At 67.1% G+C, this 19356-nt stretch carries 16 protein-coding genes; 13 read left to right on the forward strand and 3 right to left on the reverse strand.

Going from position 1 to position 19356, the window contains the following annotated elements; genetic code table 11:
- The first annotated feature begins 81 nt into the window (after window positions 1–81).
- From BC102111_RS13690 to BC102111_RS13705, 4 genes are all read left to right on the forward strand, one after another.
- Window positions 82–1302, forward strand: coding sequence for a resuscitation-promoting factor (locus tag BC102111_RS13690; protein ID WP_101624621.1), 1221 nt, complete (start codon window positions 82–84; stop codon window positions 1300–1302).
- 446 nt (window positions 1303–1748) lie between these two features.
- Complete coding sequence (groES, locus tag BC102111_RS13695) at window positions 1749–2042, forward strand: co-chaperone GroES (protein ID WP_009376237.1); 294 nt, start codon at window positions 1749–1751, stop codon at window positions 2040–2042.
- 33 nt (window positions 2043–2075) lie between these two features.
- A complete protein-coding gene (gene groL / locus BC102111_RS13700; protein WP_009376235.1) occupies window positions 2076–3668 on the forward strand; it encodes a chaperonin GroEL in 1593 nt (530 codons plus the stop codon).
- 247 nt (window positions 3669–3915) lie between these two features.
- Complete coding sequence (locus BC102111_RS13705) at window positions 3916–4560, forward strand: TetR/AcrR family transcriptional regulator (RefSeq protein ID WP_180960651.1); 645 nt, start codon at window positions 3916–3918, stop codon at window positions 4558–4560.
- A 2-nt stretch (window positions 4561–4562) separates the two neighbouring features.
- On the opposite strand, the gene BC102111_RS13710 is transcribed toward BC102111_RS13705, so the two are convergent.
- Entirely contained in the window at window positions 4563–4961 is a 399-nt protein-coding gene (locus BC102111_RS13710; RefSeq protein ID WP_009376229.1) for an SRPBCC family protein, read from the reverse strand.
- Window positions 4962–5000: 39 nt separating this feature from the next.
- On the opposite strand from BC102111_RS13710, the gene BC102111_RS13715 reads away from it, so the two are divergent.
- Together BC102111_RS13715 and BC102111_RS13720 are read left to right on the forward strand one after the other, a co-directional pair.
- The gene (locus BC102111_RS13715) at window positions 5001–6167 is read left to right on the forward strand and encodes a pseudouridine synthase (protein WP_101624623.1); all 1167 of its coding nucleotides are present in this window, start codon (window positions 5001–5003) and stop codon (window positions 6165–6167) included.
- A gap of 46 nt (window positions 6168–6213) precedes the next feature.
- Window positions 6214–6876 carry a GntR family transcriptional regulator gene (locus BC102111_RS13720; protein ID WP_009376224.1) on the forward strand — a complete coding sequence of 221 codons (663 nt, stop codon included), beginning with the start codon at window positions 6214–6216 and terminating at the stop codon, window positions 6874–6876.
- Window positions 6877–6954: 78 nt separating this feature from the next.
- Here BC102111_RS13720 and BC102111_RS17585 read toward each other — a convergent pair whose 3' ends face one another.
- Window positions 6955–7164, reverse strand: a complete 210-nt coding sequence (locus BC102111_RS17585; protein WP_146001431.1) for a hypothetical protein — start codon at window positions 7162–7164, stop codon at window positions 6955–6957.
- Between the two features lie 391 nt (window positions 7165–7555).
- On the opposite strand from BC102111_RS17585, the gene guaB reads away from it, so the two are divergent.
- The 7 genes from guaB (at window position 7556) to BC102111_RS13760 (ending at window position 18340) form a co-directional block, all read left to right on the forward strand.
- The gene (gene guaB, locus BC102111_RS13730; RefSeq protein WP_101624624.1) at window positions 7556–9082 is read left to right on the forward strand and encodes an IMP dehydrogenase; all 1527 of its coding nucleotides are present in this window, start codon (window positions 7556–7558) and stop codon (window positions 9080–9082) included.
- A 476-nt stretch (window positions 9083–9558) separates the two neighbouring features.
- Entirely contained in the window at window positions 9559–11268 is a 1710-nt protein-coding gene (locus BC102111_RS13735) for a lysine N(6)-hydroxylase/L-ornithine N(5)-oxygenase family protein (RefSeq protein ID WP_095376411.1), read from the forward strand.
- Entirely contained in the window at window positions 11265–13859 is a 2595-nt protein-coding gene (locus BC102111_RS13740) for a GNAT family N-acetyltransferase (RefSeq protein WP_101624625.1), read from the forward strand. The genes BC102111_RS13735 and BC102111_RS13740 overlap by 4 nt, the downstream gene beginning before the upstream one ends.
- A 126-nt stretch (window positions 13860–13985) precedes the next feature.
- The gene (locus BC102111_RS13745; RefSeq protein WP_101624626.1) at window positions 13986–15053 is read left to right on the forward strand and encodes a LacI family DNA-binding transcriptional regulator; all 1068 of its coding nucleotides are present in this window, start codon (window positions 13986–13988) and stop codon (window positions 15051–15053) included.
- Between the two features lie 118 nt (window positions 15054–15171).
- Window positions 15172–16290, forward strand: a complete 1119-nt coding sequence (locus BC102111_RS13750; protein WP_009376209.1) for a substrate-binding domain-containing protein — start codon at window positions 15172–15174, stop codon at window positions 16288–16290.
- Between the two features lie 20 nt (window positions 16291–16310).
- Window positions 16311–17132: an ATP-binding cassette domain-containing protein gene (locus BC102111_RS13755; RefSeq protein ID WP_063249377.1), complete on the forward strand. Its 822-nt coding sequence runs from the start codon at window positions 16311–16313 to the stop codon at window positions 17130–17132.
- On the forward strand, window positions 17129–18340 hold the full coding sequence (locus BC102111_RS13760; protein WP_101624627.1) for a sugar ABC transporter permease: 1212 nt from the start codon (window positions 17129–17131) through the stop codon (window positions 18338–18340). The genes BC102111_RS13755 and BC102111_RS13760 overlap by 4 nt, the downstream gene beginning before the upstream one ends.
- 177 nt (window positions 18341–18517) lie before the next feature.
- Here the strand turns inward: BC102111_RS13760 and BC102111_RS13765 are convergent, their stop codons facing one another.
- The gene (locus BC102111_RS13765) at window positions 18518–18709 is read right to left on the reverse strand and encodes a hypothetical protein (RefSeq protein ID WP_101624628.1); all 192 of its coding nucleotides are present in this window, start codon (window positions 18707–18709) and stop codon (window positions 18518–18520) included.
- Window positions 18710–19356: the final 647 nt, after the last annotated feature.

The following is a 19356-nucleotide window of genomic DNA, read 5'->3' on the forward strand; positions in this document are numbered from 1 at the left end:
AATCTTTTGCAAGCGATGTAACGAATCGGTTACAGTGGATGAGTCGCAAACAGCTGATCAACTCTGCTCGGGGATATTTCTGTGATTGATTTTCTCAAGAACCGCAAGGTGCAGATCGCCGCACAGGCGGTCGTCATCACCGGACTCGTCGGTGGCACCGGTGCCGTGCTCACCATGAACAAGCCCGTCACCCTCGAGGTGAACGGCAAGGCCGAAGAGATCCGCACCTTCGGGGGAACCGTCGGTGAGATCCTCGACAGCCAGAACATCGAGCTCGAGAAGCGCGATGAGGTCAAGCCGGGTGTGAACACGAAGATCGACCGCGATATGACGGTCACGGTCAACACCGCCAAGGACGTCGCGCTCACCGTCGACGGCAAGAAGACCGACGAGTGGACGAACGCGAACACCGTCGGGCAGGCTCTCGCCGACCTCGGCGTCGAAGCCAAGGATGCCGAGCTCAGCGCCGAGGCCACCGACAAGCTCAAGGTCGACGGCGAGACGAGCATCGACGTCACCACCGCGAAGGCGCTCACCGTCGTCGCCGACGGCAAGGACCACAAGGTCACCGCGCCCGTCGACACCGCCGGCGCCGCCCTCAAGGAAGCCGACATCAAGCTCGACAAGGACGACTACCTCTCCGTGCCGATGAGCGCATCCGTCACCGACGGTCAGGTCCTCACCGTCAACCGGGTGGAGAACAAGACCGTCAAGGAGAAGCAGGACATCGAGCCCAAGGTCGAGAAGAAGAAGTCGGACTCCCTCTTCGTCGGTGAGACGAAGGTCGAGGAGAAGGGCAAGGCCGGGCAGAAGGAAGTCGAGTACCAGGTCAAGATCGTCAACGGCGAAGAGGTCGAGAAGGAGAAGAAGGGCGAGAAGGTCCTCTCCGAACCGAAGGCCAAGGTCGTCGTCGAGGGCACGAAGAAGAAGGAGAAGCCCTCCTCGAACGACTCGGGCTCGGGCTCGGGATCCGATGACAGCGGAAGCGGCTCCGGCGGCGGCTCCGACGACGGCGGCTCGAGCTCCGGTGGCGGCGGTTCGATGACGACCGAGGAGATCAAGGCGATGCTCGGCGGACCCGGCTCCAAGTGGTACCAGGTCGCCAAGTGCGAGTCGAACTTCAACCCGCGCGCCGTGAACAAGCAGAACAACGCCCACTTCGGCCTCTTCCAGTTCAAGCTCGCCACGTGGCGCAGCGTGGGCGGTTCGGGCAACCCGATCGACGCCAGCCCGCGCGAGCAGTTCGACCGCGCGAAGAAGCTCCAGGCCAAGGCCGGCTGGGGACAGTGGGCCTGCGCCTGAGCGCAGCGCTGCGGCGCTGACCGAGCGCCGGCACCAGCCGACCGTCCGCGGTCGCAGCCGAGATGAGCGCACCGATGAGGGACTCCGGATCCGTCCGGGGTCCCTCTCGCGCATTCACGGGCTTGCGCGTCCCGCCGAGGTGGCGGTGCTCGGGCCGTGGCCCTGCGGTGGCGTGCCCTGGCCGCCGAGGCGGGGGTGCGGGCCGCCGAGGTGGCGGTCCGCGCACCCCGAGGCTGAGCTTTCCCCGAGAGCCCCGCGAAATCTTGGCACTCGAGTTGACCGAGTGCTAAAGGAGTCATAGAGTCGCATTAGCACTGACACTCAGTGAGTGCCAGTTTCATCGGACGGTCGAACTCCTCGGCACCCGCGACGACGAGAGGTTCCTCAGGCGCACGCCGCCGTCTGACTCCACCAGTATCGAACCCAGCGAAGGGAGAGAGCCCGATATGTCGGTCTCCATCAAGCCACTCGAAGATCGGATCGTCATCCGTCAGGTCGAAGCCGAGCAGACCACTGCCAGCGGTCTGGTCATCCCCGACACTGCCAAGGAGAAGCCGCAGGAAGGCGAAGTCGTCGCAGTGGGCCCCGGCCGCGTTGCTGACAACGGCAACCGCGTTCCCGTCGACGTCGCTGTCGGCGACAAGGTCATCTACTCGAAGTACGGCGGCACCGAGGTCAAGTACGCCGGCGAGGAGTACCTCGTCCTCTCGGCCCGCGACGTGCTCGCCGTCATCGGCTGAATCCCCTGAACGACTCTCAAGACAGGAGGACGAATGCCTAAGAATCTGGAATTCAACGACGAGGCCCGTCGTTCACTCGAAAAGGGTGTCAACACTCTCGCTGACACCGTCAAGGTGACGCTCGGACCCCGTGGCCGCAACGTCGTTCTCGACAAGAAGTGGGGCGCTCCCACGATCACCAACGATGGCGTGACCATCGCGCGTGAGGTCGAGCTCGACGATCCCTACGAGAACCTCGGCGCACAGCTGGCCAAGGAAGTCGCCACCAAGACCAACGACATCGCCGGTGACGGAACCACCACCGCGACCGTCCTCGCCCAGGCCTTCGTCAACGAAGGTCTGCGCAACGTCGCCGCGGGCGCCGCTCCCGGTGCCCTCAAGCGCGGCATCGAGACCGCCGTCGAGGCCGTCTCCGATGAACTCGGCTCCATCTCCCGCGATGTCGCCGGTTCCGAGGAGATCGCCCACGTGGCCGGTCTGTCCGCCCAGTCCGAGGAGATCGGCGCACTCATCGCCGATGCCTTCGAGAAGGTCGGCAAGGACGGCGTCATCACCATCGACGAATCCCAGGCCTCCGATGTGGAGCTGGAGATCACCGAGGGCATGCAGTTCGACAAGGGCTACCTGTCCCCGCACTTCGTCACCGACGCCGACCGTCAGGAAGCCATCCTGGGCGATGCGCTCATCCTCATCAACCAGGGCAAGATCTCCAACATCCAGGAGCTCCTGCCTGTCCTCGAGAAGGTCCAGCAGGCTGGCAAGCCGCTGTTCATCATCGCCGAGGACATCGAGGGCGAGGCACTGTCGACGCTGGTGGTCAACAAGCTGCGCGGCATCCTCAACGTCTGCGCCGTCAAGGCTCCCGGATTCGGTGACCGCCGCAAGGCCATCCTCGAGGACCTCGCCGTCCTCACCGGCGGCCAGGTCGTCACCCCGGACATGGGCATGAAGCTCGACCAGGTCACCCTGGACGAGCTCGGCAACGCCCGCACGATCACCGTCACCAAGGACACCACCACCATCGTCGATGGTGCCGGTGCCGATGACGCTGTGGCCGGGCGTGTGGCCCAGATCCGCTCCGAGATCGAGAACACCGACTCCGACTGGGACCGCGAGAAGCTGCAGGAGCGCTTGGCCAAGCTCTCCGGCGGTGTCGCCGTCATCAAGGTCGGCGCCGCCACCGAGGTGGAGCTCAAGGAGCGCAAGCACCGCGTCGAAGACGCTGTGTCCGCGACCCGTGCTGCCATCGAGGAGGGCGTCGTCGCCGGCGGCGGTTCGGCTCTCATCCACGCCGCCAAGGTGCTCGACGGCAAGGACTTCGGCCTCGACTACGACGGTGCCACGGGTGTGGAGATCGTCAAGCGCGGAATCGTCCAGCCGCTGCGCTGGATCGCCGAGAACGCCGGTCAGGACGGCTACGTCGTCGTGTCCAAGGTCCAGGACCTCGAGTCCGGCCAGGGATACAACGCCGCCACCGACTCCTACGGTGACCTCATCTCCGCAGGCATCATCGACCCGGTCAAGGTCACCCGTTCGGCTCTGCGCAACGCAGCGTCGATCGCGGCCCTGGTGCTCACCACCGAGACCCTGGTCGTGGAGAAGAAGGACGACGAGGACGAGGACTGACCTCCGTCCCCGCTCAGGCTGAGCCCTCAGCCTGATCCCTCATCGGATGGCCCGGAACGCCTGTTCCGGGCCATCGGTGTGTCCGGGATGTCCCTCGCCGAGGCGGCCGACCGACTCCGGCCCAGCCCCCTGACATCGTCGTCCGGCCCCAGCTGTGAGTTCGCCGCCTGTCGTTGCCACCGCCTGTGATGAGTGCCATACTCGTGAACTGTTGAAACCTGAATGATCTCATCTGAGGCGAGGGCGAGTGGACTTCCGACAGACCGCGATCTTCCGCGCGAGCACCGCGCAGCGACGGGCGCGCATCGAGCACGCCGCTCGCTTCGTCGTTGCCGAACGCGGCTTCGGCGCCGCGAGCATCGGTGCGATCGCCCGCGCCGCCGACTGCACCCCGCGGCACATCCACACCCTCTACGGCAACCGCGTCGCCCTCCTCCTCGCCGTCTTCGCGAGTGCGGCCGGCCGTGAACTCGAGGTCGTCTCCGACGCCGTCGGGTCCTGTTCGAGCCCGGCACAGATCGTCGACGCCGTCGTCGACGTCTTCGTCTCCCGCGCCGTCGCCGGCCGCGGACTCGCCCATGCCCTCCTCCTCGAGGACGTCCCCGATGCCGTGCAGCGCGAACGCCGAGCCCTGCGCCGCGGGTACGTCGCCGTCATCGCCGCCGGACTCCGGCGCACCCTGGGAGGCGACTATCCCGCCGAGATTTTCGCCCGCTCCCTCATCGGCGCGATCTCGGAGAACCTCGTCGATCTCCTCGACCCGGACCGGGCGCGACCGAACCCCGCCGAGGTGCAGTGGCACATCGCAACGATCGCGTCCTACTCACGGGCTGCTCTGACCGCCCTGCCCCGCGACAATGCCCCTCTCACCCGCGTCCCCGCAGGCAGCTGACGTCACCGCTGTTCGAGCACCGATCTCAATCGCTCGAGATCCGCGGCCACGGCCGCGGCATCGCGGTCGACGTCAGCGGCGCTCATGCCCGGGTGCTGGGCGACGGTGAAGACGACCTCGCAGCCGGATCCGCAGACGCGCACCCGCAGGCGATTGCGATTGACCGTCCCGTCGGGGAAGACGACATCGTGGTCGAGGACACCGGAGCCGACGTCGCCGACGAAGCGGACCTCGACCGGGCCCATGGGGGAGTCGGCGATCCACCGGCCGTCATCGTTGCGGATGCCGGTGCTCAGTCCGGCCGCCCACCGGGGAAGGTTCGCAGGTTCCCCGGCGAAGGCGGCCACCTCGGCGAGGGGCCGGGAGATCGTGCAGGCGACGTCGCGCGGGTGAGCTTCCATGAGCCCAGCAGACCACACGGTCCTCGTAGAATGAAGGGCATGCCGCGCAGTCCGTTACCGCCGAGAGAGGGGATCTCGGCGACCGTGCTCCGCGCTCCCGGAGGACTCGCCACCCATGCGAAGGCCCACCTCCCGGTGCCGGCGACGATCGGCCGCTGGCTGAGCGAGGAGTTCCCCTCCGCCGCGGAGTCCGACCGGCGCGCCCTCGTCGCCCAGACCCCCGCCGAGGCGGCAGAGATCGTCGATGCTGACGTGGCAGGCAAGGGGAGGCTCGGCGAGCCACTTTCCGCCCCCGAGGCACTCGGCCCGTTGCTGCCCGGGCAGATGTGCGACAGCCTCGGCACCCCAGTGCACTGGGATGATCCCGTCATCCCCGGCGGCTTCTACTTCTTCCACCGGCCGGTTCCCGCCGAGGAGCGCATCCCCTTCGAGGTGAGCATCGTCTGGGAGGATGACGATCTCCTCGTCGTCGACAAACCCCACTTCCTCGCAAGCACCCCGAACGGCCGGTTCGTCCGCGAAAGCGTCGTCACCCGACTGCGCGTCGACCGCGGCGAACCCGACCTCGTCGCCATCCACCGCCTCGACCGGATCACCGCCGGCCTCCTCATCCTCTCGCGGCGGCCGGAGACCCGCGGTCGCTACCAGCGCCTCTTCCAGGACCGGCAGGTGACCAAGACCTACCGGGCGCTCGCCTCGAGCCCACCGTACGACCTCGACTTCCCGCTCACCCGGCGCTCGCGCCTGCACAAGCCGCCCGGCGGTCGCCAGGTCCTCGAAGTCCCGGGGGAGGCCAATGCGATCAGTCGGATCGACCACCTCGGCGAGGTGGCGGGGCGTGTGGGAGTGAGCGAATACCGGCTCGAGCCGCTCACGGGCAAGACCCACCAGCTGCGGGTGCATATGAACGCGCTCGGGCTGCCGCTCCTCGGCGATCCCGTCTATCCGCGCGATCTCAGCCCCGATCCCTACGACTTCAGCACTGCCCTCCAACTGCTCGCTGCGACGATCGACTTCACGGACCCGCTCGATGGGCGACTACGGCGCTTCGCGACGGGGCTCGCCCTCGACGGCAGCGCTGACGACGACGGCGGTCGGGGAACCTCGCCGATGCCGGGGCCGGGGCCGACGCTCACCTCGTCGCCGGGGACGGCCGACGACCCGGGCAGTGCAGGCGCAGAGACACCGGGTGTGCCGCAGACGTAGTGGGGGCGTTCCGCGCGCGACGGGTGGACACGGTAGCCTGGAGGGTATGAGCCCGAACGCACCCGGATGCACGTCAGAGGCGATCGTCGCCTTGGTCCGGACCCGAATCACCACCGGCGAGTACCCTGCGGGGTCCCCGGTCCGCGACGGTGCCCTGGCCAAGGAATTCAACGTCTCCCGCAACACCGCGCGCGAATCGCTCAGCCTGCTGCGCCACGCCGGCCTGCTCACTCAGGAGCCCAACCGCGGGTTCTTCGTCCGCACCTTCGGCATCGACGAGCTCAAGGATCTCTACCGCGCCCGCCGGGTCTTCGAGATCCGCGCCGTCCAGGAGTCCCAGGACGCCACCGACGAGGCGATGGCGGCCGTCGAGGCCTCGGTCGTCCGCGCCGAGAACGCCCCGGAGAACGAAGGCTGGGCCGATGCGCAGGAGCACTCCGCGTCGTTCCACCGCGCGATCGTCGGACTCCTCGGCTCGCCCCTGCTCGATGAGTTCTACCTCAATCTCATGGCCCGCCTGTCGACGACGTTCTCCCGCTCGCCCGAACCGGGGAAGTACCACTCGCACTGGGCGAACCCGCACCGGGACATCCTCGAGAAGATTAAGTCCGGGGACCGCCAAGGCGCAGAAGGACTCCTGCGCATCCACCTCGACGACTCAGAGGCCTCGACCCTCGACCTCGCGCGTTCGGTCGGCGCGGGTCGCTGACACCGCTGGTCGGCCGCGCGGATGACTGACTGTGTCGATGTTCGTGCCGACGCGATCGACCGGCTGTTCCATGAAGGGTCAGAGGCCCTCGGGACTGTCGGGCGGGGTGAAGTACCGTTTCCTAAGCAGATACAGGACGAACCAGACGACGGTGGCTGCGACGATTGCGGTGAACACCAGCTCGACCACGTCGGCACCACGAGCGACGAAACCGGGAAGCACGAACGCGAACACATAGGTGCACAACAGTGCCGCGCCCCGCGGAATGCTGCCGACGAAGCTCTTCACCTCGGGGCGGACACCTTTTGACCGGAAGAGCAACCAGACTCCCACTGCACCGAGTGCCGAGATGACCAATGCCGTCCAGACGGCACCCGCCACCGGTTGCTGTCGTAGGAGAGCTTTGACGATCTCAGCGAGGGAACCCCACGCGCAGAGCACAGTGGCGCCGAGCAGGACCGTGTAGAACTTCGACGTCATTCGAGTGCAGGCCTTTCGAGCGGGTGGCCTCTATGGTAATTCGCCCACGGCACTGACAACGGGGACAGGATTGCCGAGCGATCGACCGCCTCGGCGAGGTGTCCATTCTCACAGCCCGAGGTAGTTGAAACCGTAGAAGCCTCACAGTCCGCTCCGATACCATGGATCAACTGATCTTCCGCGTCGAAAGGCTGGACTCATGGGGAACTCCGAGCAGGAATCACAGGCCGCACACGATCCGTTCGCGCTCACCGGACTCACGTACGATGACGTGCTCCTCCTGCCCGGCGACACCGATGTCATTCCCTCCGAAGCCTCGACGACGACCCGCCTGACCAAGGACATCGAACTCAACATCCCGCTCGTCTCCGCGGCGATGGACACGGTCACCGAATCGCGGATGGCGATCGCCATGGCCCGCATCGGGGGACTGGGCATCATCCACCGCAACCTGTCCAAAGAGGACCAGGCCGACCAGGTCGACTACGTCAAGCGCTCCGAGTCGGGGATGATCAACGACCCGCTGACGATCACCCCGGAGAAGACCCTCGAGGAACTCGACGAGATCTGCGGCCGCTACCGGATCTCTGGCCTGCCCGTCGTCGATGAGAACGACGTCCTCGTCGGCATCGTCACCAACCGCGACCTCCGCTTCGTCACGCGCAGCGAATTCCCCACGCGCACCGTCGCCGAGACGATGACCCCGATGCCGCTCGTCACCGCCCCCGTCGGCGTCTCTCCGGAGAAGGCGTTCGAACTGCTCGCCGACAACAAGGTCGAGAAGCTGCCGCTCGTCGATGAGAACAACGTCATCAAGGGCCTCATCACCGTCAAGGACTTCGTCAAGACCGAGGAGTACCCGCTGGCGACGAAGGACTCCGAAGGCCGCCTGCGCGTCGGCGCGGCCGTCGGCTTCTACGGCGACGCCTACGAGCGCGCCGGTCTCCTCGCCGAGGCGGGCGTCGACGTCCTCGTCGTCGACACCGCCAACGGCCACGCCCGCGGGGTCACCGACATGATCAAGACGATCAAGGCCGACCCGGCGTTCTCCCACGTCCAGATCATCGGCGGCAACGTCGCGACGAAGGAGGGCGCTCAGGCGCTCATCGACGCAGGCGTCGACGCCGTCAAGGTCGGTGTGGGCCCCGGCTCGATCTGCACCACCCGCGTCGTCGCCGGCGTCGGCGTCCCGCAGGTCACCGCGATCTACCTCGCCGCGCAGGCCGCCCGCGCCGCCGGCGTCCCGGTCATCGGCGACGGCGGTCTCCAGTACTCCGGCGACATCGGCAAGGCGCTCGTCGCCGGTGCCGACACCGTCATGCTCGGCTCGCTGCTCGCCGGCTGCAACGAGTCGCCCGGAGAGCTCATCTTCGTCAACGGCAAGCAGTACAAGGCCTACCGCGGCATGGGTTCGCTCGGCGCGATGGCACCGCGGAAGGGCAAGTCGTACTCGAAGGACCGCTACTTCCAGGCCGACATCGCCACCGACACCGACCTCATCCCCGAGGGCATCGAAGGCCGCGTCGCCTACCGCGGGCACCTCAAGCAGGTCGCCCACCAGCTCACCGGCGGTCTGCGCCAAACGATGTTCTACGTCGGCGCGCGCACGATCGACGAGCTCAAGGCCAAGGGCAGGTTCGTCCGCCTCACCACGGCCGGGCTCAAGGAGAGCCACCCGCACGACATCCAGATGACCGTCGAGGCCCCGAACTACGTCTCGAAGTGAGGCACACTGGGCGCGCTGCGCTCAGCGCGCTGCGCTCAGCGCGCTTCGCTGAGCACGCCTCGCGGAAAACCCGATCGGCCGCGGCACCCCGCACACGCAGGGTGCCGCGGCCGTTCTGATTCACTTTTCGCCCGATCCATCGGGTCGCGAACCGACCGATCGGGCGAAAAGTGAATCAAGCGGGCGCGAGGCGGCGACGCGGCGGACCGGGAGTGGCTCCGACCGGCCGCAGACGTGCCCACGAGCGCGGGTGTGACGGGAATCACAGATCGGATCTCAGGGCAGGAGACCTTGCGCAGGCGGTCCCTGCGATCCGCGCGCCTGCGGGGATCTCCCGCACGGGCATTCCGGCAAGGTCACTTCTGTAGTCGCCGCGCGCGGGTGATTGCTCAGCACATTTCCGTCGACTTAGGGTAGGTTTCCCTAATGCAATCGGGTTGACCCGGTCCGCATACGAAGGAGGCTGCCGAACGCCCATGACTGCCCAGCATTCTCACACGCACGCACCGCCGTCCACATCTCGATCGAACCCCCAGGTGAGCGACCCACGTCGACAGCAGATCAGCGCCGCTGACACCCGTGTCCACGACATCGTCGGCATCGGCATCGGGCCCTTCGGCCTCGGGCTTGCCGCCCTGTCCGACCCGCTGCCCGACGTCGACGCGGTCTTCCTCGACCGGCGACCGGAGTTCAGATGGCATCCGGGCATGATGATTGAAGGTGCCACGGTCCAGGTCCCGTTCCTCGCCGACCTCGTCACCATGGCCGATCCGACCTCACCCTTCTCGTTCCTCCAATTCCTCAAGGACCGCGGCCGGCTCTACCCGTTCTACATCCGCGAATCCTTCTATCCCCTGCGCGCCGAGTTCGACGAGTACTGCCGGTGGGTCGCCGCGCAGCTCGGGAGTCTGCGCTGGAACCGGGCCGTCACCTCGGTGACCGATGTCGATGGGATCTATGAGATCACCGCCGAGGTGACCGACACTTGCGGGCGGATCGTCGACATCGAGAGCTACCGCGCCCGCCACGTCGTCCTCGGCGTCGGCACCCAGCCGGTCCTGCCCGACGCCCTCGCCGAACTGCTGACAGGCGAGCGGACCGAGACCGCCAGCAGCGCCGCCGGGACTCGTCGCGGTGACGAGGGACCTGCTCGCAGGGGCGGACCGGTCATCCACACCGCGGACTACCTCGATCACCGCGAGGAGCTGCTCGAGAGCGGATCCGTGACGATCATCGGCAGCGGACAGTCGGCGGCCGAGATCTACCGCGACCTCATCGAAGACGCCGAGGCGCGCGGTGTCCGCCTCGACTGGGTGACCCGCTCGCCGCGGTTCTTCCCGATGGAGTACACGAAGCTCACCCTCGAGATGACCTCCCCGGAGTACACCGACCACTTCCGCGCCCTGCCCGATGACCTGCGCGGACGCATCGGTCGCGAGCAGCGCACCCTCTACAAGGGCATCAGCGGAGACCTCATCGACGACATCCACGACACGCTCTACCGGCTCAGCCGCGGCGGCCGATCGCTGCTGACGAACCTTGTCACCGACGCCGAACTCATCGCCGCGCACACTGATGGGCGAGGCGCCGCCGCCCACCCTGATGGGCCAGGTGCGTCCGCGCACCCGCACGAGCACGGAGCTGACACCCGCAGCGCCCCGGGGGAGTACCTCCTCGAGTTCCGCCACACCGTCCTCGATGAGCGCTTCACCCGCCGGACCGGGGCGATCGTCGCGGCGACCGGCTACCGAGCGAGCGTTCCCGACTTCCTCACCCCGATCCGAGAGGAGATCCGCCTCGACGATCAGGGGCGGTTCGCCGCCGACCGCGACTACACGCTCAACGAGGCGGGGACGCTCCACGTCCTCGGAGTCGAGGAGCACACCCACGGCGTCACCGCGCCTGACCTCGGCTTCGGCCCGTGGCGTGCCTCGGTCGTGCTCGCGCAGGTGACCGGCCGGGAGCCCTACCTGATCGAACGTCGGATCGCCTTCCAGACCTTCGGAGTCCCCAGCGCCGAGGCGCCTGCGGAGTCCCCTGCGGCCGCTGTGGCCCAGCCCGGGCACCCTGATGACCCCGGAGTCCCAGCCCATCCCGGCGACACGGCCCACCCCAACGACACGCATCCCGACGACACCCATCTCGGCGACGCAGCCGCACCATCCAAGGAGATGACCCACGCATGAGCACCGACACGACAACGGCCGACACACCGACGGTCGACCCCACGACCGAGACCAGGGGCACGAGCACCTCGGCGCCGGAGATCATCATCCTTCCCCTGCGCCCCGACCGGCACTCCGCAGACGTTCATACGTGGCTGAGCCATCCGCGTTCGCACTTCTGGCAGATGACCGACCTCGACGAACCGGCGGTGCGGAACTACCTTGCCGCGATCCGCGCCTCGGTCGATGAGAACGGATGGATCGGGCTCGTCGACGGGAGACTGACCTTCTACGTCGAGACCTACCTGCCGGCGATCCTCATCCCCACCGAAGTGGTCCCCGAGACCCCGGGCGACATTGGCATGCACCTGCTCGTCGCCCCACCGGACGGGCGCGTCGTCCACGGGCTGACCGATCGGATCATGGCGCACGTCATCGACTTCTGCCTCCGCCCGCGGGTGGAGGGCGGACGCGGTGCCACCCGTGTCATCGTCGAACCCGATGTTCGCAATGCGGCGATCCATGCGAAGAACGCGGCGGCCGGGTTCGAGGTCATCGGCGAGGCCGAGATCCCGATGGGCAATGAGACGAAGACGGCGCTCGTCAGCGCGTGCACAAGGGCGGACTTCGCGGAGAGCAGGCTCGCTGAGCTCATCGACTCGCCTGTGCGTGCGGCAGCGGGAAGCGCGGGCGACGGGAACTCCGCGGGCGCGGCCTCGGGGGCGGCGCGGGCCGGGACCCACCTCGGCGGGGAGGGCAGCGCTCACCTCGACGGGGAGGACTATGCCCACCTCAGCCCGGAGGTGTTCGCCGAGGTCAACAGACACCTCGTGGCCAAAGCGCTCGCCGAGTTCGCCCACGAACGCCTCATCGCCCCGGTCCGCTTCGGGGCGAGCAGTGAGGAGAGCGGTCCGGACGGTGCGCCGGAGAGGACTGCGGCGTCCTGGGTGCTCACGATCCCCACCGGAACCGGCACTGACACGGGAACTGGCACGATCCACTACACCTTCGACGCCTCGCTGCTGCCCCTCGAGCACTGGGTCATCGACGAGACGACGATCGTGCGCCGTCGGGACGGGCAGGCCATCGGTCTCGACGCGCAGGAGTTCGTCCTCGAACTCCAGGACGTCCTCGGAGTGCCGGAGAACCTCATGTCAACGTATCTCGAGGAGATCGCGTCGACCCTGGCAGGCGGGGCCTTCAAACTCACCGAGGCGCGTGAGGGCAGGAGACCCACTGCCGCAGGCCTCGCCGACGCGGACTTCCAGACGATCGAAGCGGCGATGACCGAGGGTCACCCCGGTTTCGTCGCGAACAACGGCCGCATCGGCTTCGGGCTGCGCGACTACCGGCGCTGGGCCCCGGAGAACGGGCGGCGCAACCGTCTCGAATGGGTCGCCGTGAGCCGGGAGCATGCGCATCTGGCGCTCGGTGACGGACTCGACGAGAGCGGGCACCTGTCCTGGGTGCTCAGCGCCGACGAACGCGAACTCTTCAGCGCTCGCCTCACCGCAACCGGGCGTCGCCTCGACGAGGTCCACCTCATGCCGATCCACCCGTGGCAGGCCGAGCACCGGCTGGCGATCACGTTCGCCTCCGACATCGCACGGGGCGATCTCATCCCTCTCGGTCCCGGCCTCGACGAACACCAGGCCCAACAGTCCCTGCGGACGTTCTTCAACCACACCCGTGCCGGAGCGCCGTACGCCAAGGTCGCCCTCGCCGTGCAGAACATGGGATTCCTCCGCGGGCTCTCACCTGCCTATATGCGGGACACCCCGGCGATCAACGACTGGGTCGCCCGCCTCGTCGACGGTGATCCGACCTTCGCCGCCTCCGGGTTCCGGGTGCTGCGGGAGCGCAGCGCGATCGGCTACACCGGTGACGCCTACCACCGCACTCGGGAGACGAATCCGCACCGGAAGATGCTCGCCGGGCTGTGGCGGGAGAACCCGCTGCCGCTGCTCGGCGAGGGGGAGCGGACGATGACGATGGCAGCGCTGCTCCACCGCGATCACCTCGGCGCCCCCGTCGTCGGGGAACTCATCCGTCGGTCGGGACTGGATGCCGAGGACTGGATCCGGGCCTATCTCGAGACCTATCTCCAGCCGCTCGTTCACGCGCTGCTCGCCCACGATCTCGTGTTCATGCCGCACGGGGAGAACCTCATCCTCGTGCTCGAGGACGACGTCGTCACCGGGGCGTTGATGAAGGACATCGGCGAGGAGGTCGCCTACCTCGGTGAGGGCCGACTGCCGACCGAGGTCGAGCGGATCCGGGCGATCGTGCCGGGGGAGGAGAAGGCGCTGTCGATCTTCACCGACGTCTTCGATGGGGTGCTGCGCCACCTCGCGGGGATCCTCGACGTCGACGGCATCCTCGCCGCCGGTCGGTTCTGGTCGCTTGTCGCCGAGGTGCTCGACCGTTACGAGTCCACGCATCCCGAGACCGCCCGTGGGCTCGCGGGTGACATCGACCTGCGCGCCGGACGCTTCAAGCACTCGTGCCTCAACCGTCTGCAGCTGCGCAACACGACGCAGATGGTCGACCTCGGCAACCAGGCCGATTCGCTCATCTATGCGGGAACGATGCGCAACCCCGTGGGACGGTGAGTGGCGGGCCGCAGGCTGCCCGCTGCTGGGTGGAATTCCCGGCCTCCGGCTATCATCGATCCCACGGTCGCCTGCTCCGAGGCGGCTGCCGGGGCCGATGCTCCGGACTGTCCTGAAGGCGCACACATGGTCAAGCAGCACGACCGGCCGACGCTGGCCACGGTCGCCGAGCGCGCCGGAGTGAGCATCAAGACGGCCTCCCGCGTGCTCAACGGGGAGAAGCACGTCGCCAGCACCACCGCCGCCAAGGTCGAGTCGGCTGCGGAGGAGCTCGGATTTCGGCTCAACTCGGCCGCGCGCCGGTTGCGGGAGGGCAGTCGCTCGCCCTACATCGGAGTCGTGCTCTCCGACATGGGCGACCCCCTCCAAGTGCGCATCCTCGCCCGCCTCGAACACGACCTCGCCGACCGCGGGCTGCGTCCCGTCGTCACCGTGACCGGGGGAGACCCGGACATCGAGCGCAGCTTCGTCGACGACTGCCTCGGCGGGGACATGTCGGGGATCTGCGTCGTGTGCTCGCAGCCGGAGTCCGCGGACCTCTACGCCCGAGTCCCAGGGCAGGCCGCCTCGGCGAAACCAGGAGAAGTCGGGGTCGTCTCCCTCGATCCCGCCGTCGCCGGACCCGGAATCACCACGATCGCCGCCGACGACGTCGCCGCAGGCCGCCGAGCCGCCGAACAGCTCGTCCGTCACGGCCACATCAGCATCGGCGTCATCGGCGACCGATCCCTGATCGAATCGCAGGCGCGGAGGTTCGCAGGCATCCGCGAGGTCCTCGCCGGTCGCGGGGACATCGGCTGGCGGGCCTACCTCGAGACGGGTGCCCACGACCAGTCGAGCGCGAAGAACGTCGTCGCCGCCCTGCTCGGGTCCCGGGCCGCCCCGACCGCGCTCATCACGCTTTCTGCGACGGTGACGATGGGGGCGATCGACGCGAGCCGGCGACTCGACCAATGGCCCGCGGTCGTCGGCATCGACGACTTCCCCGGAGCAGACCTCCTCGACGTCACCGTCGTCGACCCGGATGTCGACGCGATGTCCGCCGAGGCAGTGCGGGTCCTCACGGGCGACCACCGTCGCAGCTCCGGAACAGGGTCGATACCCCTCCTCACCTCGGCGAACGGCCTCACCCCGGTCCGCCTCATCCGTCGCGGCAGCGGTGAGGAGTCACCGCGCCAGGTCGCAGCACGCTGAGCAGGCGGCTGTCGGATCCTCGGAGGGAATTCAGCGCGGACAGTTGACAAACCTCATCGGTGAGCGAAATATGACTACCAGCCTGACAACGTTGTCAGAATGAGGAAAGGTTTCGAGAATGCGCAGTTCCCACACCCGCGAATCAGCATCGCCGAGGCGCGCCCACCGCCGGCTCACCGTCCTCGGTGCCGCCGTCGCGATCTCCGCGCTCGCCCTCAGCGGCTGCGGCAACCAGAAGGGCCAGGGCAACGACGAGGCCGGATCCGGTACCGGCTCCGACGGTGACGTCACCATTGCCCTTCTCCTGCCCGAGTCGAAGACCACCCGCTACGAGTCGCTCGACAAGCCGAACTTCGAGAAGTACGTCGCCGAAGCGAACCCGGATGCGACGGTCGAATACCGCAACGCCAACCAGGACGCCTCCCAACAGCAGCAGCAGTTCGAGGCTGCGGTGACCGAAGGAGTCGACGTCATCGTCCTCGACCCGGTCGACGCCTCGGCGGTCGCGTCGTCCCTGGCGAAGGCCGAAGCGAAGCAGATCCCCGTCGTCTCCTACGACCGCTTCTTCGACGGAGCCGACTACTACACCTCGTTCGACAACAAGAAGATCGGCAACCTTCAGGGTCAGGCCCTCCTCGACGGGCTCAAGGCCAAGGGCGTCGACCCGAAGTCCGGGCCGGTGTGGATGGTCAACGGCGACCCGAAGGACCCCAACGCCGCCGACTTCAAGGCCGGTGCCGAGGAGACCCTCAAGGCCGCCGGCGTCGACATCGCCGCCAGTCACGACACCCTCGACTGGAACCCCGATGACGCCCGGCAGTGGGTCGAAGGCCAGCTGCAAGGCGGAGGAGAGAAGCCGATCGCGATCTACGCGGCCAACGACGGCACGGCCGGTGGGGTGCTCGCCGCAACGACGAAGGCGAAGCAGGAACCCGTCGTCACCGGCCAGGACGCCGAAGTCGACGGCCTGCAGAACATCCTCAAGGGCGAGCAGTACGCGACGATCTACAAGTCCATCCCGCCGCAGGCCGAGTACGCGGCGAAGGCCGCGGTCGCGCTCGCCAACGGCGAGGAGCCGAAGGCTGCGACGACGTACAAGGACACTCCGACGGACTTCGTCGAAGCCAAGGTCGTCACGAAGGACACGATCAAGGACATCGTCGGCGACCAGATCAAGGCCTCGGACATCTGCTCGGGCATCGATGAGAAGCTCTGCGCCGATGCCGGAATCGAGTAGGGGACGCTGAGCGCACGCCGATGACTTCACAGACGAACGAGCCGACGCCCGCCTTCGGGCGGGCGTCGGCGACCACACAGCCCGTGCTCGAACTGCGCGGAATATCCAAGCGCTTCGGTGCCGTCCAGGCACTGACCGACATCAATCTCACCATCGGCCGCGGCGAAGTCGTCGGGCTCGTCGGCGACAATGGTGCCGGCAAGTCGACGCTCATCAAGATCATCGCCGGCGTCCATGGCGCCGACGACGGCGAGCTCCTCATGGACGGCCGCCCGCAGAGGTTCTCCTCACCCAAGGACGCGCAGAAGGCGGGGGTCGCCACGGTGTTCCAGGACCTCTCCCTGTGCGAGAACCTCGACGTGGTGGCGAACCTCTTCCTCGGCCACGAGGACACTCGCGCAGGCGTCCTCGACGAAGTCGCCATGGAGGCGAAGTCGTGGGAGCTGCTGCGCAGCCTCTCGGCGAAGATCCCCAGCGTCCGGGTGCCCATCGCCGCTCTCTCCGGTGGTCAGCGCCAGACAGTCGCGATCGCTAGGTCCCTCCTCGGCGAACCGTCGATCGTCATGCTCGACGAGCCGACCGCGGCCCTCGGAGTCGCCCAGACCGCCGAGGTGCTCAACCTCATCGAACGCCTCCGCGACCGCGACCTCGGCGTCCTCCTCGTCAGCCACAACATGGCCGACGTCCAAGCCGTGTGTGACCGCGTCCACGTCCTGCGCCTGGGCAAGGACGCCGGCGACTTCCCCGGTGATGAGCGTACCGACGTCCTCATCGCCGCCATCACGGGAGCCAACGACAACGTCGTCACCCAGCGGGCGGCACGCAGGGGTGAGCGCCGATGACCCGCAACTCGTTCATCACTGACGAACGGATCTCGCAGGAGGGGTTCGTCCGCACCTTCGTCCGGCGGATCAAGGAGGGACAGCTCGGCTCGTTCCCGGTCATCCTCGCCCTCGTCATCATCGTCATCGTCTTCCAGTCGGCGAACAGCAACTTCATCTCCCCTGCCAACCTCGTCAACCTCTCCACGCAGGTCGCCTACCTCGCGATCCTCGCCCTCGGGATCAACCTCATCCTCCTCCTCGGCGAGATCGACCTCTCGCTCGCCCAGCTCGGCGGTCTCTGCGCCTCCGTGCTCGGTGTCCTCGTCGTCAGGCAGGGTGTGCCCCCGCTCATCGCCCTGACGATCATGCTCCTCCTCGGCCTCGTCGTCGGAGCGATCCAGGGCTGGTTCTTCGCCGTCGTCGGCATCCCCGCCTTCGTCGTCACCCTCGCCGGCCTCCTCGCCTTCACCGGCCTGACCCTGACTACGCTGGGCACGCAGAAGAACCTCTCGATGGCCGACACGTTCGCCTTCGACTTCGCGAGCTACTACTTCCCCGCGATGTGGGCCTACGTCTTCGGCGCGGTCGCGGTGCTCGGCTTCGCCGCCGGGATCATCCACTCGAAGCTGCGCCGACACAATGCCGGACTCGACAGCGCGAGCTGGACATCGGTGATCATCCGCATCGTCCTCCTCACCGCGGTCGTCTTCGGATTCCTCATCCTCGTCAACCAGGACTTCGGGCTGGCGATGCCGTTCTTCCTCATGCTTGTCATCGCCATTGTCATCGACCTCGTCCTGCGGAAGACGAAGTACGGTCGATCGATCTACGCCGTCGGCGGCAAGGTCGAGGCCGCCCGACGCGCCGGCATCCGGGTGACCTGGGTGCGGATCAGCGTGTTCATGACCGCCGGCGTCCTCGCCGCGCTCTTCGGCTTCGTCAAGGCCGGGGTGACGACGAACGCGGGATCGACGCTCGTGGGCACGCAGGACCTCCTCAACGCCATCGCGGCGGCCGTCATCGGCGGCACCTCGCTCTTCGGCGGGCGCGGTTCGGCCTGGGCGGCGGTACTCGGGGCGCTCGTCGTCGGAGCGATCAACAACGGCCTCTACCTCATCGGCTTCAACTCCGATGCGCAGCAGATCATCACCGCGCTCGTCCTCCTCACCGCCGTCGTCATCGACGCGATCAGCCGCCGCGGCCAGCGCTACGTCGGCAGAGGGTAGGCGACGGGGGGTAGGCGACAGAGGTCCGACGGCCGCCGGTAGGCGGCTGGGTCAGTCGCTGAGGCCGAACTGAGTCACTTTTCGCCCGATCAGTCGGTTCAAGACCAGATCGATCGGGCGAAAAGTGACTCATCGGGCCCGTCGGGCAGGAAGTGTTGCATCTCCTGTAACGAATGTTCAGCGTTGCTTGCTGTGTCGGCTGCGCATTCGTGCGATGGCCAGGGCCAGCGCGCCGATCAGTAGTGCGAAGGACACTCCCCAGAGGATCGCCGCCGCATCGTGGAGCCTGGGAACGAAGGACAGCGCCTGCGCACTGACCGCCAGGAACAGAAGTGCGATGATCCACTTAGTGGGCGATGAAAATCTCATAACTCCCCCAAGCGAGCCATCGCAGTTCCTATCGCTGGCGGACTGATTCTTTACCGGATCCGCAGGCACTCTGTGGGGCAAACTGTGTCGTCGACATTCTTTCCTCTCGTGTCTGAATTCACTTCGTTGTCCTGGGTAGGCAACTGCTCGGAACGCTACGAAAACGAAGTTCGACGAGCAACAGATGTGAACAAATTGAAAGATGCGGTGCAGCGATCATCTGAGCCGCCCCTCGGGCGAGCAGGTAGGCGACAACTCCGGAAGTGCGCGCCGATCCGTGTTGTCGAATTGTGATCTTGTGTTTACCTGCTATCGATCTTCTGTTATGACAAGGAAGGTGGTCACACAGTCGTTATTGTCGGCACCGAAACCATTGTCGAGAATGAAGCTGTTCTTTCGCTTGGTCACACTTCCAGGGGCCCCGACGCCGACAATCGTCGATGGTGAATACGGAGTGGGGTATTTTCGAAAGAGCACCTTCCTGGTGACGTCTGATCGATGAGATCGCGGCGGCCGTCACCTGCGGCACCGCGCTCTTCGACGGGTGCGGTTCGGCGTTGGCGGCGGAGGTCGTCGGCTCACTGCAGTCGTTGGAAAGCGGACACCGGATAGCGGTCGCAGGGGCGGAGTTGAGTCACTTTTCGACC

It is taken from the genome of Brevibacterium casei CIP 102111, assembly GCF_900169275.1.
GTDB classification, from domain to species: domain Bacteria; phylum Actinomycetota; class Actinomycetes; order Actinomycetales; family Brevibacteriaceae; genus Brevibacterium; species Brevibacterium casei.

Bases quoted from the DNA above. Each gene is read 5' to 3' on its own strand.
- groES (WP_009376237.1), top strand. From the start codon at position 1,749: ATGTCGGTCTCCATCAAGCCACTCGAAGATCGGATCGTCATCCGTCAG.
- groL (WP_009376235.1), top strand. From the start codon at position 2,076: ATGCCTAAGAATCTGGAATTCAACGACGAGGCCCGTCGTTCACTCGAA.
- BC102111_RS13710 (WP_009376229.1), bottom strand. From the start codon at position 4,961: ATGGAAGCTCACCCGCGCGACGTCGCCTGCACGATCTCCCGGCCCCTC.
- BC102111_RS13715 (WP_101624623.1), top strand. From the start codon at position 5,001: ATGCCGCGCAGTCCGTTACCGCCGAGAGAGGGGATCTCGGCGACCGTG.
- BC102111_RS13720 (WP_009376224.1), top strand. From the start codon at position 6,214: ATGAGCCCGAACGCACCCGGATGCACGTCAGAGGCGATCGTCGCCTTG.
- guaB (WP_101624624.1), top strand. From the start codon at position 7,556: ATGGGGAACTCCGAGCAGGAATCACAGGCCGCACACGATCCGTTCGCG.
- BC102111_RS13735 (WP_095376411.1), top strand. From the start codon at position 9,559: ATGACTGCCCAGCATTCTCACACGCACGCACCGCCGTCCACATCTCGA.
- BC102111_RS13740 (WP_101624625.1), top strand. From the start codon at position 11,265: ATGAGCACCGACACGACAACGGCCGACACACCGACGGTCGACCCCACG.
- BC102111_RS13745 (WP_101624626.1), top strand. From the start codon at position 13,986: ATGGTCAAGCAGCACGACCGGCCGACGCTGGCCACGGTCGCCGAGCGC.
- BC102111_RS13750 (WP_009376209.1), top strand. From the start codon at position 15,172: ATGCGCAGTTCCCACACCCGCGAATCAGCATCGCCGAGGCGCGCCCAC.
- BC102111_RS13755 (WP_063249377.1), top strand. From the start codon at position 16,311: ATGACTTCACAGACGAACGAGCCGACGCCCGCCTTCGGGCGGGCGTCG.
- BC102111_RS13760 (WP_101624627.1), top strand. From the start codon at position 17,129: ATGACCCGCAACTCGTTCATCACTGACGAACGGATCTCGCAGGAGGGG.
- BC102111_RS13765 (WP_101624628.1), bottom strand. From the start codon at position 18,709: ATGAGATTTTCATCGCCCACTAAGTGGATCATCGCACTTCTGTTCCTG.